This window comes from Microbacterium sp. CFBP 13617 (assembly GCF_014839445.1).
GTDB lineage: Bacteria > Actinomycetota > Actinomycetes > Actinomycetales > Microbacteriaceae > Microbacterium.
In genome coordinates, this window is the sequence record NZ_JACYNW010000003.1 from 698,134 (window position 1) to 715,470 (window position 17,337).

Below are 17,337 nucleotides of genomic sequence, written 5' to 3' on the forward strand. Positions count from 1 at the left end.
CGCAGCGCCCCGTCCGCGCCGGGGCTCAGCGCCGCCGGTCGCGCGACAGCGCCTCTGCGCACGCTGCGGCCAGCGTCTGCATCGCCCGCGCGGGACTCAGCGTCGTCGCCGCATCGAGGGCCTCGGTCGAGAGGCGTTCGCGCAGCGCGGCATCCGTCAACACGCGCCGCAGTGCGTCGACGAGCGCATCTTCATCGCCGTCGGGCACCAGGATGCCGCCTCCCCCGGCCAGCATGTCGCGCGGGCCGTAGCGGATGTCGTAGGCGACCACCGGGGTGCCGTGCGCGAGGGCCTCGGCCAGCGCCAGCCCCTGCCCCTCGAAGGCCGAGGTCGTGAGGTACACCGCGGCCCGATCGAGCACCGCGCCGGGATCGGTGGTGAGTCCGGGGAGCGTCACGACCTGGTCGAGGCCGAGCTCAGCGACGAGGGCTTCGAGGTCGGCGCGCTGCGCCCCTTCTCCCCACAGTTCCAGACGCGCCCCGGGCACCTCGGCCGAGACGCGCGCGAAGGCACGGATGACGTGCCCGAGCCGCTTACCGGGCGCGAGGCGACCGAGCACGACCACCCGGCCCGCGTCGCGATCGATCGACGGGACGCTGACCTCCGGACCCACCACGGCGTGCGGGGCGACGAGGTCGTTCGCCACCGCCCCGAAGCGGTCGCGCACGTCGTCACGCTGGAACGCCGTCGGCCAGAGCACCGCGTCGAAGCGCGGCGAGATCTCGAACCACCGTCTCCACAGGGCGTTCAGGTCGGAGTCGGCCTGGTACGGCGGTTCGAGATGGATGGTGTGCACGGTGTGGACGATCCGCACTCGATCGTCGCCCCAGCCCACGATGAGCTCGCCGAGCTGACGCGACTCGCAGATGACGACGATCGGGCGGTCGTTCTCGGCGCGCAAGCCCGACGCGAGCGAGGTCAGCCACGCGCGGTACAGGGCGCCGAATCCGTCGATGACCCCGACGGGCTCGCCCGCGGCATCCCGGATCACGATGGGTGCGGTGGTGAGGTGCCAATCGGGGTCGGCGACCTGGGGCAGCTCGATGGCTCCCCCGGCGACGCTCCGGTACGCGAACGCCGGGTCGGCCCCACCCTCGCGTGCCGCCTGCCGCACCCACGCTGCCGCTCCTCCGTCGGGTGCCACGGCCTCGTCGAAGAGGTTCCGGAACATCCCGGATGCCGCCGCCACCCCGCGTTCGACGAAGGTCGCCCGATGCGCCGCGTGGGCGTCGACGGTGCCGGGGTCGACCGTCAACAGCAGCGGAGCCGCTCCCGCCTCGGCCATCTGCCCGGCGCGCGCGAGGGTGGAGATCGTGTACCCCCCGTCGAGATCGGGGATGAGCCGGCTCGACAGGATGAGGTACCACGCGTCGGGGAAGTCGCCGAGAGTCACGCCCCCATCCTCTCCCACGCGCCGCCGATTCACCGGCCGGCACCGCTGCGCGTCAGGAGTCAGCCGAAGCTCACTCCCACTCGATCGTCCCCGGCGGCTTCGACGTCACGTCGAGCAAGACACGGTTGACGTCGCGCACCTCGTTGGTGATGCGGTTGCTGATCTTCGACAGCACGTCGTAGGGCAGCCGCGTCCAGTCGGCGGTCATGGCGTCTTCGCTCGAGACGGGCCGCAGCACGATCGGGTGACCGTAGGTGCGGCCGTCGCCCTGCACGCCGACCGAGCGCACGTCGGCGAGGAGCACGACGGGGCACTGCCAGATCTCGTCGTCGAGTCCGGCTTTGGTCAGCTCGGCGCGGGCGATGGCGTCGGCCGCACGCAGGATCTCGAGACGGTCAGCGGTGACCTCGCCCACGATGCGGATGCCAAGACCGGGCCCCGGAAAGGGCTGACGGCCGACGATGGCCTCGGGAAGCCCGAGCTCCCGGCCGATCGCGCGTACCTCGTCTTTGAACAGGGTGCGCAGCGGCTCGACGAGCTCGAACTGCAGGTCTTCGGGAAGACCGCCGACGTTGTGGTGGCTCTTGATGTTGGCCGTGCCCGCACCGCCGCCCGACTCCACGACGTCGGGGTAGAGCGTTCCCTGCACGAGGAAGCGCACCTGCTCCCCCTCGGCTGCGGCTTCGGCGACGAGGTCGGCCTGCACCTTCTCGAACGCGCGGATGAACTCGCGGCCGATGATCTTGCGCTTCTGCTCGGGGTCGCTGACACCGGCGAGGGCGTCGAGGAACGTCTCGCGCGCGTCGACGGTGATGAGGCGGACGCCGGTCGATGCGACGTAGTCGTTCTCGACCTGCTCGCGCTCACCCTGGCGGAGGAGTCCGTGGTCGACGAATACGGCGATGAGCTGGTCGCCGACGGCCTCGTGCACGAGGGCGGTCGAGACGGCCGAGTCGACGCCGCCGGAGAGGGCCGAGATGACGCGGCCGGTGCCGACCTGCTGGCGGATGCGCTCCACCTGCTCGGCGATGACGTTGCCGCTGTTCCAGTCCGCGGGGAGCCCCGCGGCCTTGTGCAGGAAGTTCTCGATCACGCGCTGTCCGTGGTCGGAGTGCTTGACCTCGGGGTGCCACTGCACGCCGTACATGCGACGGGCGTCGTTCGCGAAGGCCGCGACGGGGGTGTGCGCGGTGCGGGCGAGCACCTCGAAGCCCTCGGGTGCGCGCGAGACCTGGTCGCCGTGGCTCATCCAGACGTTCTGCTCGGCGGGCTGCCCCTCGAGCAGCGTGCCCTCGGTCACGACGGTGGCGTCGGTCGCGCCGTACTCGCGGAGCCCGGTGTTGGCGACCTCGCCGCCGAGGGCTTTCGCCATGACCTGGAAGCCGTAGCAGATACCCAGCGTCGGCACGTCGAGGTCGAAGACGTCCTCGTCGAGGCGGGGGGCGCCTTCTTCGTACACCGACGACGGGCCACCCGACAGGATGATGCCGACGGGATTCTTCGCGGCGATGTCGGCGGCGGTCGCGGTGTGCGGCACGATCTCGCTGTACACGCCCGCTTCGCGGACGCGACGGGCGATGAGCTGCGCGTACTGGGCGCCGAAGTCGACGACGAGGACGGGGCGCTGGGACGTTTCGGTCTGTTCGGTCACCGCTGGCCTTCCGGGGCAGAGACGGGAGCGGATGCCAGGGCGGCCTCGCGCTCGGCGAGATAGGCGCGCACGCCGTGGGCGGTGCGCACCTCGAGGATGAAGGAGAGGAACGGCACCACGCCACCGAGGGCGAGGAACACGAACCGACGGAACGGCCAGCGCATGAGGCTCCACACGCGGAAGCACGAGATCAGGTACACGACGTAGAACCAGCCGTGCGCGACGAGGATCGCGAGAGAGACGTTGACGCCGTCACCCGTGGAGAGGATGCTGCACTCGTTGGTCCAGGGCACGAAGAGCGAGAACCACTGGCAATCGGGGCCGGGGATGGCATCCGCGAACCACAGGAAGCCACCCGATCCGCCGAGGAACAGCTCCATGTGCAGGGGCGTGTACTTCAGGATCATCTCGGCGACCAGCAGCAGCAGGCCGATACCGGTGATGACCGAGCAGATCTGGTAGAACTTCAGGGCTCCGCGAATCGCCGGGAACGAGGCGAGCTTCGGGGCACGGGGCATGGATGCCAGTCTAGTCGCGGGTTGCCGAGGCCCCCGCCGCGAGCGCGTCGGCGTACTCGTCTTCGAGGTCTTCGACCTCTTTCTCCCACGCGTCACGTGCGAGGCGGTACCAGAGGTACAGCGCGAAGCCGGCGAAGATCGCCCACTCCGCCGCGTAGAAGATGTTCAGCCAGTTCACGCGCGAACCCTCGTCGGGCGCCGGTGACGAGATCGGCTCGAGGGGCCCGATGACGCTCTGCGAGGCGATGTACTGGCGGTACACCCGCAGGTCGTCGACGTCGTGCCACCGGCCGAGGAGCATCGCCGGGGACATGCGGGTGAGGGTCTGGGTGTCGGCCCCGCGGGGCGGGACGGACGGGCCTTCGTCGGAGATGAGACGACCCGTGACCTCGACGGTCGCGGTGGGGTCGGCGTCGACGGCGGCCTGGAGCTCGTCGACAGCGGCGTCGGCCTGCTCGCGCGAGGCGGTCCAGCCCGTGGCGACGGCGACCGACGTGGGCTCAGCGGTACCCGTGATGCGCAGCTGGCCCGTGACCCAGTACCCCTCGACGTCGTCGTTGAAACGAGACGACACGACGATGAAGTCGGATGCCACCCACTGGCCGCTCACCTCGACGCGCTGCCCGACCTGCGGCTCGGGCAGGTACGCGCCGGGCTGCACGACGTCGGCGAGCGGCTGGACGTTCTCGGTCAGGCCGGGCTCGGGCGGCGAGGTGTCGATCGCGCGGCCCAGCTGCCACTGCCCCAGCCACGCGAGGGCACCGGCGACGACGAGCGAGAACGCCAGCAGCGCGATCCACCGGGGTCGCAGCATGACTTCCCGCAGGGTGGGCGGGAAGATCTGCGGCGGCTCCGGTCGGGTCGCGGGGGTGACGGTCACTCGGTCTCCGTATCAGTGCCCGTAGGGGGCGACGACGACCTCGACCCGCTGGAACTCCTTGAGGTCGGAGTACCCGGTGGTCGCCATCGACTTCTTCAGGGCTCCGATGAGGTTCGCGGTGCCGTCGGCGACGGGCGCCGGCCCGAAGAGCACCTGCTCGAGCGGTCCGACGCGGTCGACCGCGACGCGGTGGCCGCGCGGCAGCTTGGGGTGGTGCGCTTCGGGACCCCAGTGGAATCCGCGGCCCGGGGCGTCGGTGGCGCGGGCGAGCGCCACGCCGAGCATGACCGCATCGGCACCCATGGCGAGGGCCTTCACGATGTCGCCCGAGGTGCCCACGCCTCCGTCGGCGATGACGTGCACGTAACGTCCGCCCGACTCGTCGAGGTAGTCGCGGCGGGCGCCGGCGACGTCGGCGACGGCGGTGGCCATCGGCGCGTGCAGGCCGAGCGTGGCGCGGGTGGTCGAGGCGGCACCGCCGCCGAAGCCGACGAGGACGCCGGCGGCGCCCGTGCGCATGAGGTGCAGCGCCGCCGTGTAGGTGGCCGCTCCGCCCACGATGACGGGGACGTCGAGGTCGTAGATGAACTTCTTGAGGTTCAGCGGCTCGACGCCGCTCGAGACGTGCTCGGCCGAGACCGTGGTGCCGCGGATGACGAACAGGTCGACGCCCGCGGCGACGACGGTCTCGTACAGGTCGTGCGTGCGCTGCGGGGTGAGGGCGCCGGCGACGGTGACCCCCGCGGCGCGCACCTCGGCGAGGCGATCGCGCACGAGCTCGGGCTTGATGGGCTCGGCGTACAGCTGCTGCATACGCCGCGTGGCGTCGGCGTCGGCCAGCGTCGCAATCTCGGCCAGCAGGGGCTCGGGGTCGTCGTAGCGCGTCCAGAGGCCTTCGAGGTCGAGCACGCCGAGGCCGCCGAGACGACCGAGCTCGATGGCGGTGCGCGGGCTCACCACGGAGTCCATCGGCGCACCGAGCACGGGGATCTCGAACGGGAACGCGTCGATGGTCCACGCCGTCGAGACGTCTTCGGGGTTGCGCGTGCGCCGCGACGGCACGACGGCGATGTCGTCGAAGGTGTAGGCGCGGCGGGCGCGCTTGGCGCGGCCGAGGTCGATCTCCATGGTCACCCCTCCAGCCTACCCGCGCCCTTCGACATCGCCGCCGGGGTCGGGAGCGCGGGCGGCATCGACGGGCGCGGCGAGGTCGTTGCCGCCGCGGAGGATTCGCGTGAGGAGTCCGTCGAAGAGGAACACCAGGAACGCCATCGACCCGATCACCGGGCTCAGCGCCATCGCGACGAGACCCAGCACCACGGCGCTGAATCCCGCACGCCCCATCCGACGGGCGTCGACGCGCGAGAGGTCGGGGATCGCACCGGACCGCGCCGCCCACACCCACTGGATCCAGCCGAGCAGGATCGCGAGGAAGAAGTTGACGGGCAGCAGCACCCGCCCCAGGAGCAGATCGTCGTAGGTGGTGTTCAGCGACGAGGTGAAAGGCACCAGGACCACGAGCAGCAGGCGGAAGCTGTTGATCCACATGCCGAGCGCGTCGATCCGCGCGATGTACTCGAACTGCCGTACGTGCGTCATCCACATGAGGCACAGGAGAAGGAAACTGATGACGAACGAGAAGACGGGGTGCGCGAGACCCACGAGACCGGCCGCGAGGTCGTCGTTCGTGCGGATCGTCCCCAGCGACTGATCGGTGAGACCCAGCACGAGCAGGGTCGCGGCGATCGCGAACACGCCATCGGTGAACGCCTCGGTCCGCCGCGCCGAGAGCGACGCCTCGGGGTGGCTCCTGCGTCGGATCATGCGCACAGCGTAGTCGCGAGAGCGGAACGACGAGGGGCCGGGCAGTCGCCTGCCCGGCCCCTCGTAAAACCGCGTTACTTCTTGTAGTTCGGCGCCTCGACGACGATCTGCACGTCGTGCGGGTGGGATTCCTTCAGACCCGCCGACGTGATGCGCACGAAGCGTCCCTTGCTCTTGAGCTCCTCGACGGTGCGGGCGCCGACGTAGAACATCGACTGACGCAGGCCGCCGATGAGCTGGTACGCCACCGCGGCGACGGGGCCGCGGTAGGGGACCTGGCCCTCGATGCCCTCGGGGATGAGCTTGTCGTCGCTGGGCACGTCGGCCTGGAAGTAGCGGTCCTTCGAGTACGACGTCTTCTTGCCGCGGGTCTGCAGCGCACCGAGCGAGCCCATGCCGCGGTACTGCTTGAACTGCTTGCCGCCCTGGAAGACGATCTCGCCCGGCGACTCGTCGGTGCCGGCGAGGAGCGAACCGAGCATGACGGTGTCGGCACCGGCGACGAGCGCCTTGGCGATGTCACCCGAGTACTGCAGACCACCGTCGGCGATGACCGGCACGCCCGCGGGGATCGCGGCCTGTGCGGCCTCGTAGATCGCGGTGACCTGCGGCACGCCCACGCCGGCCACGACGCGGGTGGTGCAGATCGACCCCGGTCCGACGCCGACCTTCACGGCATCCACTCCCGCGTCGATGAGCGCCTGAGCGCCCTCGCGCGTCGCGACGTTGCCGCCGATGACGTCGATGTGCGCGAAAGACGCGTCGGCCTTGAGGCGGGTGACGATGTCGATGACGCCGGCCGACTGGCCGTTGGCGGTGTCGACGACGAGGACGTCGACACCGGCGTCGCGCAGCGCCTCGGCGCGCTGCCAGGCGTCGCCGAAGAAACCGATGGCGGCGCCGACGCGCAGCCGACCCTGGTCGTCCTTGGTGGCGAGGGGGTACTTCTCGCTCTTGTCGAAGTCCTTGATGGTGATGAGGCCGGCGAGCTTTCCGTCTTCGTCGACGAGGGGGAGCTTCTCGACCCGGTGCTTCGCGAAGGTCGCGATGACGTCGTTGGCGTGGATGCCGACGTGGCCCGTGATGAGCCCGTCTTTGGTCATCACGTCCTTCACCAGCGTCGTCTGACGCTCGAAGCCGGAGACGAAACGCATGTCGCGGTTGGTGATGATGCCCACGAGCACGCCGTCGGGGTCGACCACCGGCAGACCCGAGATGCGGTACTGGGCGCACATCGCGTCGACCTCGGCCACCGTGGCATCCGGGGTCGTGGTGATGGGGTTCGAGACCATGCCCGACTCGCTGCGCTTGACCTGGTCGACGATCGACGACTGGTCCTCGATCGAGAGGTTCCGGTGCACGATGCCGATGCCGCCCTGCCGGGCGATCGCGATGGCCATGCGGGCCTCGGTGACGGTGTCCATCGCACTCGAGAGCAGAGGCGTCGCCACGGTGATGCGACGGGTGAGACGCGACGACGTATCGGCCTCGCTCGGGATGACGTCGGTGTGCCCGGGAAGGAGCAACACGTCGTCATAGGTCAGTCCGATGAAACCGAAGGGGTCGTGCTGCTCCATGGATCCTCCTGCGCGCGCGGCGCCTGTTCGAAAAAAGGACGACGTCGGCCGGGGCGCGCGAAGCGCTCCGCCCGTAATTCTAAGCGTCGGGACCCTGGGAATTGTTCCCGTGCAGGTGGCCGCGACGCGCAATCCTCATGACACGGTTCGCTAACGACGCGGTCGGCGAAACACCCTCGACACATTACGCTCGTAGCGTCGACCGTCGAAGCTGACGGACGACTTCGTCAGCGCTGCCGAACTGGAGACTCCGTGGGTCATTCCTCCCCCACCGCGACACGATCGCGATCCCTATCCCGCATGGCTGCCGTCGTCTCGCTCCTCGCGAGTGCGATAGCCGTCCTGAGCCTGCTCTTCGCGTCACCTGCGAGCGCAGCCGCCACCACCGCACCAACACCCGCCGCCACGACCGGAACGGGCGACGTCTCATCGCAGTACACGATCGGCGGCATCATCCGCGCCGAGGATGAACCGCTCGAGGGCGTCGAGATCTCGGTCGAGGGCTCCGGCTTCTCGGAGGTCGGCACGACCGGTGCCGACGGTCGCTGGTCGGTCGCGGTTCCCGGGCCCGGCAGCTACACCGCCGAGCTCCAGGTCGACACGCTGCCCGACGGTGTCGCACCCCGCGACCCCGACAACGTCACGCGTGACGTCACGGTGGGAACGACGAACACGGTCAACGTGCTCTTCCCCACCGGTGAGGGAACGGCGGCGAGCGGCTCGATCTGGGACACGTTGTTCTCGCGCTTCTTCTACGGCCTCAACTTCGGCCTGCTGCTCGCCCTGGCCGCCATCGGCATCTCGCTGATCTTCGGCACGACGGGCGTCAACAACTTCGCGCACGGCGAGATGCTCACCTTCGGCGCGATCATCTTCTACATGTTCACGGCCATGGGCTGGAACATCATCCTGGCGGTGCTGCTCACCGTGGCGCTCTCGGTCGCGCTGGGCTGGACACAGGATGCCGTGCTGTTCAAACCTCTGCGCAAACGCGGGGTGGGGCTGGTCCAAGTGCTGATCGTCACGATCGGTCTGTCGATCGTGCTGCGCTACCTGTACCTCTACTTCTTCGACGGCGGCACGCGCAACATCGACACCGGCATCACCGACAACGTCACGATCGGCCCGGTGACGGTCACGCTCACCTCGATCATCAGCATGGGTGTCAGCGTCGTCATGCTCGGCGCGGTGGCCTACTTCCTGACCCGCACCCGCATCGGCAAGGCCACCCGCGCTGTCAGCGACAACGCGTCGCTCGCCGCGGCGTCCGGCATCAACGTCGACCGCGTCATCCGCATCGTCTGGATGCTGGCCGGTGGCCTGACGGGCCTCTCGGGCGTCCTCTACGGCCTGTACCGCGGCGTCACCTGGGACATGGGCTTCGCGATCCTGCTGCTGCTGTTCGCCGCCGTCACCCTCGGCGGCCTGGGCAGTGCCTTCGGCGCCCTGGTCGGTTCGCTGATCATCGGCATCATCACGGAACTGTCCACCATCGTCATCCCACCCGACCTCCGGTACGCGGTGGCCCTGATCGTGCTCATCGGCGTGCTGCTCTTCCGGCCGCAAGGTGTGCTCGGTCGTAAAGAGCGGATCGGTTGAGGAACGACGACATGGACTGGCTTTCAATCTTCAACAACGCCGCGGGCGAGCTCATCAGCCCGACCACCGCGGCCTACGCCCTCGCCGCGATCGGCCTGAGCGTCCACTTCGGCTACGCAGGTCTGCTGAACTTCGGACAGGCGGGCTTCATGGCCGTCGGCGCGTACGCCTTCGCGATCGCGACGCTGTCGTTCTCGGCCCCCGTGTGGCTCGCGATCCTGGTCGCGATCGTCGCGTCGGTGCTGTTCGCGTTCCTTCTCGGCATCCCGACCCTGCGACTGCGCGCGGACTATCTCGCAATCGTCACCATCGCGGCCGCCGAGATCGTGCGCTACGTCGTCTCGACCGTCGGCCTGACCAACGTCACGGGCGGCTCGCAGGGCCTCAACGGGTACAACCGCGAGTTCCAGGCGATGAACCCGCTGCCGGCCGGTACCTACGGCATCGGGCCGTGGACCTACTCGGCGAACGACTGGTGGGTCCGCATCTTCGGCTGGGGACTCGTCATCATCGCGACCCTGCTCGTCTACGTGCTCATGCGCAGCCCCTGGGGCCGCGTGGTCAAGGGCATCCGTGAAGACGAAGACGCGGTGCGCAGCCTCGGCAAGAACGTCTACTCGTACAAGATGCAGGCGCTGGTGCTCGGCGGTGTCATGGGCGGCCTCGCGGGAGTGATCTTCATCCTGCCCCGCGCCGTGCAGCCCGGAAACTACGGCACCGCGCTCACCTTCTTCGTCTGGACCGCACTGCTGCTCGGTGGCGCCGCCACCCTGCTCGGACCGATCGTGGGAGCAGCCCTGTTCTGGGTGCTGCTGTCGCTGTCGAACGGCATCATCGTGGGGCTCCGCGATGTCGGCATCCTGGGCTTCATGTCCACCACCCAGGCGGGCCAGGTGCGCTTCATCCTCGTCGGCATCGGACTGATGCTCCTCGTGATCTTCCGACCACAGGGCATCTTCGGCAACAAGAAGGAGCTGTCGTTCAATGTCTGACACCACCGTCACCCATCCGCTCGTCAAGGGCGAGGTCGGACCCGGCTGCGCCAAGGTCGACCCGATCGTCGTCGCCGACGGCGTCACCCGCCAGTTCGGCGGCCTGAAAGCCGTCGACGTCGAGCACCTCGAGATCCCCCGCGGGCAGATCACCGCGCTGATCGGCCCCAACGGTGCCGGCAAGACCACTCTGTTCAACCTGCTGACGGGCTTCGACAAGCCCAACACCGGCCGGTGGAGCTTCGAGGGGTCGAACCTGGCCGGGGTGCCCGCGTTCAAGGTCTCGCGGCAGGGCATGGTGCGCACGTTCCAGCTCACCAAGTCGCTCGGGCGCCTCTCGGTGCTGCAGAACATGCTGCTGGGCGCCCGTGGGCAGAAGGGCGAGAACATCTTCCGCGCCCTGATCCCCTCGATCTGGCGCTCGCAAGAGAAGGCCAACACCGAACGGGCCGACGACCTGCTGCGCCGCTTCAAGCTCGACGCCAAGCGCGAGGACTTCGCCGCGTCGCTCTCGGGCGGCCAGCGCAAGCTCCTCGAGATGGCCCGCGCGCTCATGAGCGACCCCAAGCTCGTCATGCTCGACGAGCCCATGGCGGGCGTCAACCCGGCGCTCACGCAGAGCTTGCTGGGTCACATCCTCAACCTCAAGAGCGAGGGGATGAGCGTGCTGTTCGTCGAGCACGACATGCACATGGTGCGTCACATCTCGGACTGGGTCATCGTCATGGCGGAGGGTCGCGTGGTGGCCGAGGGGCCGCCCGAGACCGTCATGACCGACCAGGCCGTCATCGACGCCTACCTGGGCGCGCACCACGACACCGATCTCGGCGACATGACCACGTCGCAGCTCGAGACCATCCAAGCCGAAGCCGCCGCCGAGGCGGAGGCGGAGCTCATCGCCGACGAGAAGGACGGGAAGCTCTGATGTCCGACACCGCAACCGCCACGCGCACCGCGGTGCTGCGCACCGACGACCTGGTCGCCGGGTACCTGCCCGGGGTCAACATCCTCAACGGCTGCACGGTCGACGCCTACCAGGGCGACCTGATCGGCATCATCGGCCCGAACGGCGCCGGCAAGTCGACGCTGCTGAAGGCCATCTTCGGCCAGGTGAAGATCCGTGGCGGCTCCGTGCTGCTCAACGGCGAAGACATCACCACGCTGAAGGCCGACAAGCTCGTGGGCAAGGGCGTCGGGATGGTGCCGCAGAACAACAACGTGTTCCCGAGCCTGTCGATCGAAGAGAACCTGCAGATGGGTCTCTTCCAACGTCCCAAGGCCTTCGCGGAGCGCTTCGAGTTCGTCACGGGGCTCTTCCCCGAACTCGGCAAGCGTCGCCGTCAGCGGGCGGGGTCGCTGTCGGGCGGTGAGCGGCAGATGGTGGCCATGGGCCGCGCGCTCATGATGGACCCGTCGGTGCTGCTGCTCGACGAGCCCTCGGCCGGCCTGTCGCCCGTGCGTCAGGACGAGACGTTCCTGCGCGTCGCCGAGATCAACCGCGCCGGCGTGACCATCATCATGGTCGAGCAGAACGCCCGCCGCTGCCTGCAGATCTGCCACCGGGCGTACGTGCTCGACCAGGGCAAGGACGCGTACACCGGCACCGGCCGCGAGCTGCTCACCGATCCCCGCGTCATCGAGCTGTACCTCGGAACGCTGGCCGCCGACGAGGACGCCAAGCGCGACCACCAGGAGCCCCCGGCCTGATCCCACGTCGATACACCGCGAGCGCGGCGCTCACCCTGGTGGGCGTCGCGCTCGCGGCATGCGCGGGCGCACCTCCCGCGCCTCCCCCGCTGTCGGTCACGCTCGTGCAGCAGCGGGGCGACATCGTCTCGGGGCGCGTGCAGCTCCGCATCACGAACACCTCGAATGCCGCGGTCACCGTGACCTCGGCGGTGCTGCGCTCGCCCCTGCTCGCCGCGACGGGCGGCGGAGACACGAAACGCCCCGAGACGCTGCACCCGGGGCGCACGATCGATCTTCCCGTCGCACTCCCCGATTCGCGCTGCGATCCGGAGGCCGCCGACGCCGCCCCGGAAGCCGTGCTCGACGTGAGCGACGACCGGGGAACGCTCGAGCAGACCGTGGCGGTCGACGACGCCCTCGGGGTGCTCCCCCGCCTGAGCGCGACGCAATGCGACCGCGAGGCCCTGGCATCCGTCGCCCGCGTCTCGGCCATCGCGGTGTCGGTGTCCGGCGACGGGACCGCCGCTCTGCTGCTGTCGGTCGAGCCGACCCCGGATGCCACCGCGGGCAGCGTCGAGCTCGTCTCCCTGCGCGGGACCCCGCTGCTGCGCTTCCCGCAGGGCACGGAGGCGCCTCTCGGCCTCACCGTCGCCGCCGGCGACGCCCCCACGACCACCGCGGTGCCGGTCACGCCGATCCGCTGCGACGCCCACGCCATCGCCGAAGACAAGGTGGGCACCCTGTTCGACCTCGTGGCGCGGGTCGACGGCCGGGACGTCGTCGTTCCGCTCGACCGGCCGCAGGCGGTCGCCGATGCCCTGCTCGCCTTCACCGCCTCCGTCTGCGGTCTGACGCCCTGACGCCGGGGCCGAGGCCGTGGAGGGCTGCCGCCGGCCGCGCCGGGCCCTCCGAGGCCCCGGGAGCCGGCGGCACGCCGGGACGCGGATGCCGGCACGGCACCGATCCGGCCTGCACGAACGCCGAAGGGCCCGGATCCTGGCGGATCCGGGCCCTCGTGCGGTGTCAGGTCACTCGTTGAGCGAGCCGAACTCCGTGTTCAGCAGGGTGTACTTGTTGTCGGCACCGTACTGGTAGATGCCGATGTACGCCTCGGTCGGGTCACCGTTCTCGTCGAAGGTGATCGGGCCGGAGACGCCGTCGTAGTCGACGTCCGTGCCCTCGTTGATGAGCGCGAGGCAGTCGGCGAACGTCGTGCACTTCTCGCCCCCCTCGGAGACGGACTGCATGTTGTCGCGGATGGCCGTACCCGAGTCGTCCTTCGCCTGCGCCGCAGCGAGGGCGGCGACGATGACGGCGTCGTAGGACTCCGGCGCGTAGCTGAAGTCGGTGAGGGCGGGGTCGACCTCTTTCAGGCGCGACTGGAACGACGTGTCGGCCGGGTTTCCGGGGAGCGTTCCCTTGGCGCCCTGCAGCGTGCCGGCGGCGAACTCGTACGAGTTCGACAGGTTGCCGTCGACGAAGTAGACCTTCGACGCCGGGAAGCCCTGCGTGCTGACGAGCTGCGGGATGATCGACGACGTCTCTTCGAACGCGATGATCGCGACGGCGTCGGGCTGCGACGCGAGCACCTGGTCGACCTGCGACGTGAAGACCGTGTCACCCGGGTTGTAGGGAACCGCGACCGAGACCTCGCCACCGGCGGCCTCGATGGCCTTGGTCGCGTTGTCCTTGAGGCCGATGCCGTAGGGGTCGTTGATGTAGATGACGCCGACGTTGGCCGCGCCGTCACCGACCATCAGGTTGCCGAGCACGCGGCCCTGCAGCACGTCGGACGGGGCGGTACGCCAGTAGTACCCGTCGTCGGCGTAGGTGGTGAAGTCCGGCGACGTGTTCGCCGGCGAGATCTGCACGACGCCCGCGTCGACCAGCTGGTCGACGAAGGTGAAGGACACACCCGACGAAGCCGCACCGATGACGACATCGGCGCCGGCGTCGACCAGCTCGGTGGCGGACTGGGTCGCGATGTCGGTCGTGGTGTCACCCGAGTCGCGCTCGGTCAGCTCGGTCGTGAACGGGAACGCGTCGCCGGTGGCTTCGATGTCCTGGATCGCGAGCTTGACACCCGCGACCTCGGGCGGGCCGAGGAAGGCGAGGTTACCCGTGGCCGGGAGGATGGTGCCGACGTGGAAAGTCCCGTCTGCAGTTGACACGGCGCCGCCGCCGGACGATGCACTGGGGGCAGCGGCGTCGTTGCCGCCACCGGCGCAACCGGCGAGGACGAGCGCGCTGGCACCGATCAGGGCGATGCCGCCGATGACCTTGCCAGTGCGCGTACGTGTGATGACGCTCATAGTGCTCCTTGCTGTGAATGAACGTTGGGCAGCCCACGAGGACCGCCTGGTGTCCTAAACCTAAGCCGCCGCGCGTTTTCTGCGTGTTGCCGTTCGTTAACGATGTGAGTCGTCGCGATCACGGCCGCATAACGGTTTCACACGGCGTCGTCGCGGTGCACTAAGAGATATGTCGGCAGGGACGACAAACGCATGATCTGGCCGGTCAGACGGGCTCCGTCACGTCGACGACGACGCGGCGGTGTCGGCGCGACGCGACGACCGAATCGACGCTCAGCATGATCAACGCCACCCAGACCAGGGCGAAACCGATCCACCGCTCGAGGGTCATGGCCTCGCCGAGCACCCACACCCCGATCGCGAATTGGATGATCGGCGCCACGAACTGCAGCAACCCGATGACCGTGAGGGGCACGCGACGGGCGCCCGAGGCGAACAGCAGCAGCGGCACGGCCGTGACCGCCCCCGCAGCCAACAGCAGCACCGTGTGCAGCGTGCCCGCCGTGCCGAGGGTGAGACCGCCGAACGCCGCGACGACGGCCAGCTGCACACCGGCGACGGGCAGCAGCCACATCGACTCCAGCGTCAGGCCGCTCACCGCATCGACCGAGGGCCCGATCTGCTTCTTGACCAGACCGTAGAAGCCGAACGAGAAGGCCAGCGTCAGCGCGATCCACGGGAAGGTGCCGTAGCCCACCACGATGACGACGACCGCGGCGACGGCGATGCCGATCGCGATCCACGGCAGCACCCGCAGTCGCTCGCGCAGCACCAGCACCCCCAGCAACACCGTCACGATCGGGTTGATGAAGTAGCCGAGGCTCGTCTCGATGACGTGGTTCGTGAGGGCACCGTAGAGGTACGTCTGCCAGTTGACGTAGATGAGCACGCCGGCCACCGCGGTGAGCGCCATGAGCCGCGGTTGCCGCACGATCGCCAGGAACGGGCGCCAGGCGCGCAGCACGGTGAGCAGCACCAGGCAGAAGACGAAGGCGAGAAGGATCCGCCACGCCACGACCTCGAACGGGCCGGTGGGCTTGAGCTGCAGGAAGTAGAGCGGCAGGACGCCCCACAACAGGTAGGCACCGAGGGCGTAGAGGGCGCCGCGGGTACTGCCGCCGGAGACAGGAGGGGCGGCGGGGGTCACCGATTCAGCCTACGCGCGGGCCGACGCCGCGAGCCGCCGTTCCCCACCGCTTTCCTGCCACCTCGCGACGCGGGGCTGACGGAACGACGAAGGCCCCGCATGCCGGAGCATGCGGGGCCTTCGTGCAGGACTGCGCGATCAGCGGACGACGACCGCCAGCACGTCGCGAGCCGAGAGCACCAGGTACTCGTCGGCGCCGAACTTGACCTCGGTGCCGCCGTACTTGCTGTAGAGCACGCGGTCGCCGACGGCGACGTCGAGGGGGACGCGGTTGCCGTTGTCGTCGATACGGCCGGGTCCGACGGCGACGACCTCGCCCTCCTGCGGCTTCTCTTTGGCGGTGTCAGGGATGACGAGACCACTCGCGGTGGTCTGCTCAGCCTCGACCTGCTTGATGACGATGCGGTCCTCGAGCGGCTTGATGGAAACCGACACGGTCTACCTCTTTCTCGTTACAGAAGACTTGTCAGCACTCACACGGGGAGAGTGCTAATTCGAGTCTAGGGAAGCACTGGCACTCACGCAACGCGAGTGCCAACACAATCGCCCGCTTAGGCTGAATCGGTGGATACCCGCGAGCTCACCGCCCTGCTGACGCCCGACGGCCTCCGCCTGCTCGACGAGGTGGGCGGCATCGAGTCCACCGACGACGCGGCCCGAGCCGTCTCTCGACTCCGCGCGGCCGGGCACTCCCCCGATCTCGTGTCGGCCGTCGTCGGTCAGGCACGTCTGCGGGTGCGCGGAGCGGCCAAGTTCGGCCCGTTCGCCGAGCGCATGCTTTTCACCCGCGCCGGCCTCGAGCAGGCGACGCGCCTGTCGATCGCCGCCCGCCACGCCGGACGCTTCCGCGCGGCCGGTCTCGACCGCGTCGCCGACCTCGGCTGCGGCATCGGCGGCGACGCCCTCGGACTGGCGGGGCTCGGCATCCGGGTGCACGCCGTCGACGCCGACGAGGTGACGGCCGCGATCGCCGCGTACAACCTCGCCCCCTTCGGCGAGACCGTGACCGTCGCGCACGGCCGCGCCGAAGACACCGACCTCGATCAGACGGATGCCGTCTGGCTCGACCCGGCACGCCGCACGGCCGGGCACTCCGAGACGCGGCAGGTGTCGTCGAACGAATGGTCGCCCTCGCTCGAGTGGGTCTTCGCTCTGCTCGAGAGCACGCCCGGGGGTGTGAAGCTCGGCCCGGGTTTCGATCGCGAGCGGATTCCCGACGACGTCGAAGCGCAGTGGATCAGCGCCGACGGGTCGACCATCGAACTGGTGCTGTGGTCGGGAGTGCTGGCCCGCGAGAACGTGCGCCGGGCGGCCCTCGTCGTGCGCGGCACCGACGCCTGGGAGCTCACCGCCCCCGCCGACTCCCCCGACGTCGAGCAGCGCGAGCTGGGCGCCTTCGTGCACGAACCCGACGGGGCGATCATCCGCGCCCGGCTGATCGGCGAGGTCGCGCGCGCGCTGCAGGCGGGCATGCTCGCGCCCGGCATCGCCTACCTCACGTCGGACGCCGCGCTCACGAGTCCGTTCGTATCGTCGTTCCGCGTGCGGGAAGAGCTCCCGGCCGACCCGAAGAAGCTCGCCCAGGCCCTGCGTGCGCGCGGCATCGGCACCCTGGAGATCAAGAAGCGCGGCGTCGACGTCGACCCCGCCGTGCTGCGCAAGAAGCTGTCGCTGCGCGGCGACGCGTCGGCGACCCTGCTGCTCACCCGCATCGGCTCGAAGCGGCTCGCGCTGCTGGCCGATCGGGTGTGAGCC

Annotated in this window: 16 protein-coding genes; 6 read left to right on the forward strand and 10 right to left on the reverse strand. The window is 69.5% G+C overall.

Annotated features, from left to right (window positions below; genetic code table 11):
• Positions 1–25 precede the first annotated feature (25 nt).
• The 7 genes from IFU40_RS11720 to guaB form a co-directional block, all read right to left on the reverse strand.
• The gene (locus IFU40_RS11720; RefSeq protein WP_191926427.1) at positions 26–1,393 is read right to left on the reverse strand and encodes a glycosyltransferase; all 1,368 of its coding nucleotides are present in this window, start codon (positions 1,391–1,393) and stop codon (positions 26–28) included.
• Positions 1,394–1,463: 70 nt separating this feature from the next.
• Positions 1,464–3,044: a glutamine-hydrolyzing GMP synthase gene (gene guaA, locus IFU40_RS11725; protein ID WP_191926428.1), complete on the reverse strand. Its 1,581-nt coding sequence runs from the start codon at positions 3,042–3,044 to the stop codon at positions 1,464–1,466.
• Positions 3,041–3,562: a DUF3817 domain-containing protein gene (locus IFU40_RS11730; protein ID WP_055834000.1), complete on the reverse strand. Its 522-nt coding sequence runs from the start codon at positions 3,560–3,562 to the stop codon at positions 3,041–3,043. Before IFU40_RS11730 ends, guaA begins: the two co-directional genes overlap by 4 nt.
• Positions 3,563–3,572: 10 nt before the next feature.
• On the reverse strand, positions 3,573–4,442 hold the full coding sequence (locus IFU40_RS11735; protein ID WP_070408514.1) for an SURF1 family protein: 870 nt from the start codon (positions 4,440–4,442) through the stop codon (positions 3,573–3,575).
• A gap of 12 nt (positions 4,443–4,454) precedes the next feature.
• Positions 4,455–5,570 carry a GuaB3 family IMP dehydrogenase-related protein gene (locus IFU40_RS11740; RefSeq protein WP_055833994.1) on the reverse strand — a complete coding sequence of 372 codons (1,116 nt, stop codon included), beginning with the start codon at positions 5,568–5,570 and terminating at the stop codon, positions 4,455–4,457.
• A gap of 15 nt (positions 5,571–5,585) precedes the next feature.
• Positions 5,586–6,266, reverse strand: coding sequence for a TMEM175 family protein (locus IFU40_RS11745; RefSeq protein WP_191926429.1), 681 nt, complete (start codon positions 6,264–6,266; stop codon positions 5,586–5,588).
• 74 nt (positions 6,267–6,340) lie between these two features.
• Positions 6,341–7,843: an IMP dehydrogenase gene (guaB, locus tag IFU40_RS11750; RefSeq protein ID WP_055833991.1), complete on the reverse strand. Its 1,503-nt coding sequence runs from the start codon at positions 7,841–7,843 to the stop codon at positions 6,341–6,343.
• Positions 7,844–8,143: 300 nt separating this feature from the next.
• On the opposite strand from guaB, the gene IFU40_RS11755 reads away from it, so the two are divergent.
• Genes IFU40_RS11755 through IFU40_RS11775 form a run of 5 tightly spaced genes read left to right on the forward strand, consistent with a single transcriptional unit; the run spans position 8,144 to position 12,983 of the window.
• Positions 8,144–9,442 (forward strand): branched-chain amino acid ABC transporter permease, encoded by a 1,299-nt coding sequence (locus IFU40_RS11755; RefSeq protein WP_070408515.1) that lies wholly within the window; start codon positions 8,144–8,146, stop codon positions 9,440–9,442.
• A gap of 11 nt (positions 9,443–9,453) precedes the next feature.
• On the forward strand, positions 9,454–10,434 hold the full coding sequence (locus IFU40_RS11760; protein ID WP_055833985.1) for a branched-chain amino acid ABC transporter permease: 981 nt from the start codon (positions 9,454–9,456) through the stop codon (positions 10,432–10,434).
• On the forward strand, positions 10,427–11,359 hold the full coding sequence (locus IFU40_RS11765) for an ABC transporter ATP-binding protein (RefSeq protein WP_055833982.1): 933 nt from the start codon (positions 10,427–10,429) through the stop codon (positions 11,357–11,359). The genes IFU40_RS11760 and IFU40_RS11765 overlap by 8 nt, the downstream gene beginning before the upstream one ends.
• Positions 11,359–12,141, forward strand: coding sequence for an ABC transporter ATP-binding protein (locus IFU40_RS11770; protein WP_055833979.1), 783 nt, complete (start codon positions 11,359–11,361; stop codon positions 12,139–12,141). Before IFU40_RS11765 ends, IFU40_RS11770 begins: the two co-directional genes overlap by 1 nt.
• A 38-nt stretch (positions 12,142–12,179) precedes the next feature.
• Positions 12,180–12,983 (forward strand): hypothetical protein, encoded by an 804-nt coding sequence (locus IFU40_RS11775; protein ID WP_191926430.1) that lies wholly within the window; start codon positions 12,180–12,182, stop codon positions 12,981–12,983.
• 168 nt (positions 12,984–13,151) lie between these two features.
• On the opposite strand, the gene IFU40_RS11780 is transcribed toward IFU40_RS11775, so the two are convergent.
• From IFU40_RS11780 to groES, 3 genes are all read right to left on the reverse strand, one after another.
• The gene (locus IFU40_RS11780) at positions 13,152–14,435 is read right to left on the reverse strand and encodes an ABC transporter substrate-binding protein (protein ID WP_070408517.1); all 1,284 of its coding nucleotides are present in this window, start codon (positions 14,433–14,435) and stop codon (positions 13,152–13,154) included.
• A 205-nt stretch (positions 14,436–14,640) separates the two neighbouring features.
• Positions 14,641–15,582 carry an EamA family transporter RarD gene (rarD, locus tag IFU40_RS11785; RefSeq protein ID WP_191926431.1) on the reverse strand — a complete coding sequence of 314 codons (942 nt, stop codon included), beginning with the start codon at positions 15,580–15,582 and terminating at the stop codon, positions 14,641–14,643.
• A 138-nt stretch (positions 15,583–15,720) separates the two neighbouring features.
• Positions 15,721–16,017 carry a co-chaperone GroES gene (gene groES / locus IFU40_RS11790; protein ID WP_039394204.1) on the reverse strand — a complete coding sequence of 99 codons (297 nt, stop codon included), beginning with the start codon at positions 16,015–16,017 and terminating at the stop codon, positions 15,721–15,723.
• A gap of 129 nt (positions 16,018–16,146) precedes the next feature.
• Here groES and IFU40_RS11795 point away from each other — a divergent pair, with 129 nt between their 5' ends.
• Complete coding sequence (locus IFU40_RS11795) at positions 16,147–17,334, forward strand: THUMP-like domain-containing protein (RefSeq protein WP_191926432.1); 1,188 nt, start codon at positions 16,147–16,149, stop codon at positions 17,332–17,334.
• Positions 17,335–17,337: the final 3 nt, after the last annotated feature.

What these genes read in the sequence shown, in the direction of transcription:
- IFU40_RS11730 (WP_055834000.1), bottom strand. Translation starts at nt 3,562, where the DNA reads ATGCCCCGTGCCCCGAAGCTCGCCTCGTTCCCGGCGATTCGCGGAGCC.
- IFU40_RS11740 (WP_055833994.1), bottom strand. Translation starts at nt 5,570, where the DNA reads ATGGAGATCGACCTCGGCCGCGCCAAGCGCGCCCGCCGCGCCTACACC.
- IFU40_RS11745 (WP_191926429.1), bottom strand. Translation starts at nt 6,266, where the DNA reads ATGATCCGACGCAGGAGCCACCCCGAGGCGTCGCTCTCGGCGCGGCGG.
- guaB (WP_055833991.1), bottom strand. Translation starts at nt 7,843, where the DNA reads ATGGAGCAGCACGACCCCTTCGGTTTCATCGGACTGACCTATGACGAC.
- IFU40_RS11755 (WP_070408515.1), top strand. Translation starts at nt 8,144, where the DNA reads ATGGCTGCCGTCGTCTCGCTCCTCGCGAGTGCGATAGCCGTCCTGAGC.
- IFU40_RS11760 (WP_055833985.1), top strand. Translation starts at nt 9,454, where the DNA reads ATGGACTGGCTTTCAATCTTCAACAACGCCGCGGGCGAGCTCATCAGC.
- IFU40_RS11765 (WP_055833982.1), top strand. Translation starts at nt 10,427, where the DNA reads ATGTCTGACACCACCGTCACCCATCCGCTCGTCAAGGGCGAGGTCGGA.
- IFU40_RS11770 (WP_055833979.1), top strand. Translation starts at nt 11,359, where the DNA reads ATGTCCGACACCGCAACCGCCACGCGCACCGCGGTGCTGCGCACCGAC.
- IFU40_RS11780 (WP_070408517.1), bottom strand. Translation starts at nt 14,435, where the DNA reads ATGAGCGTCATCACACGTACGCGCACTGGCAAGGTCATCGGCGGCATC.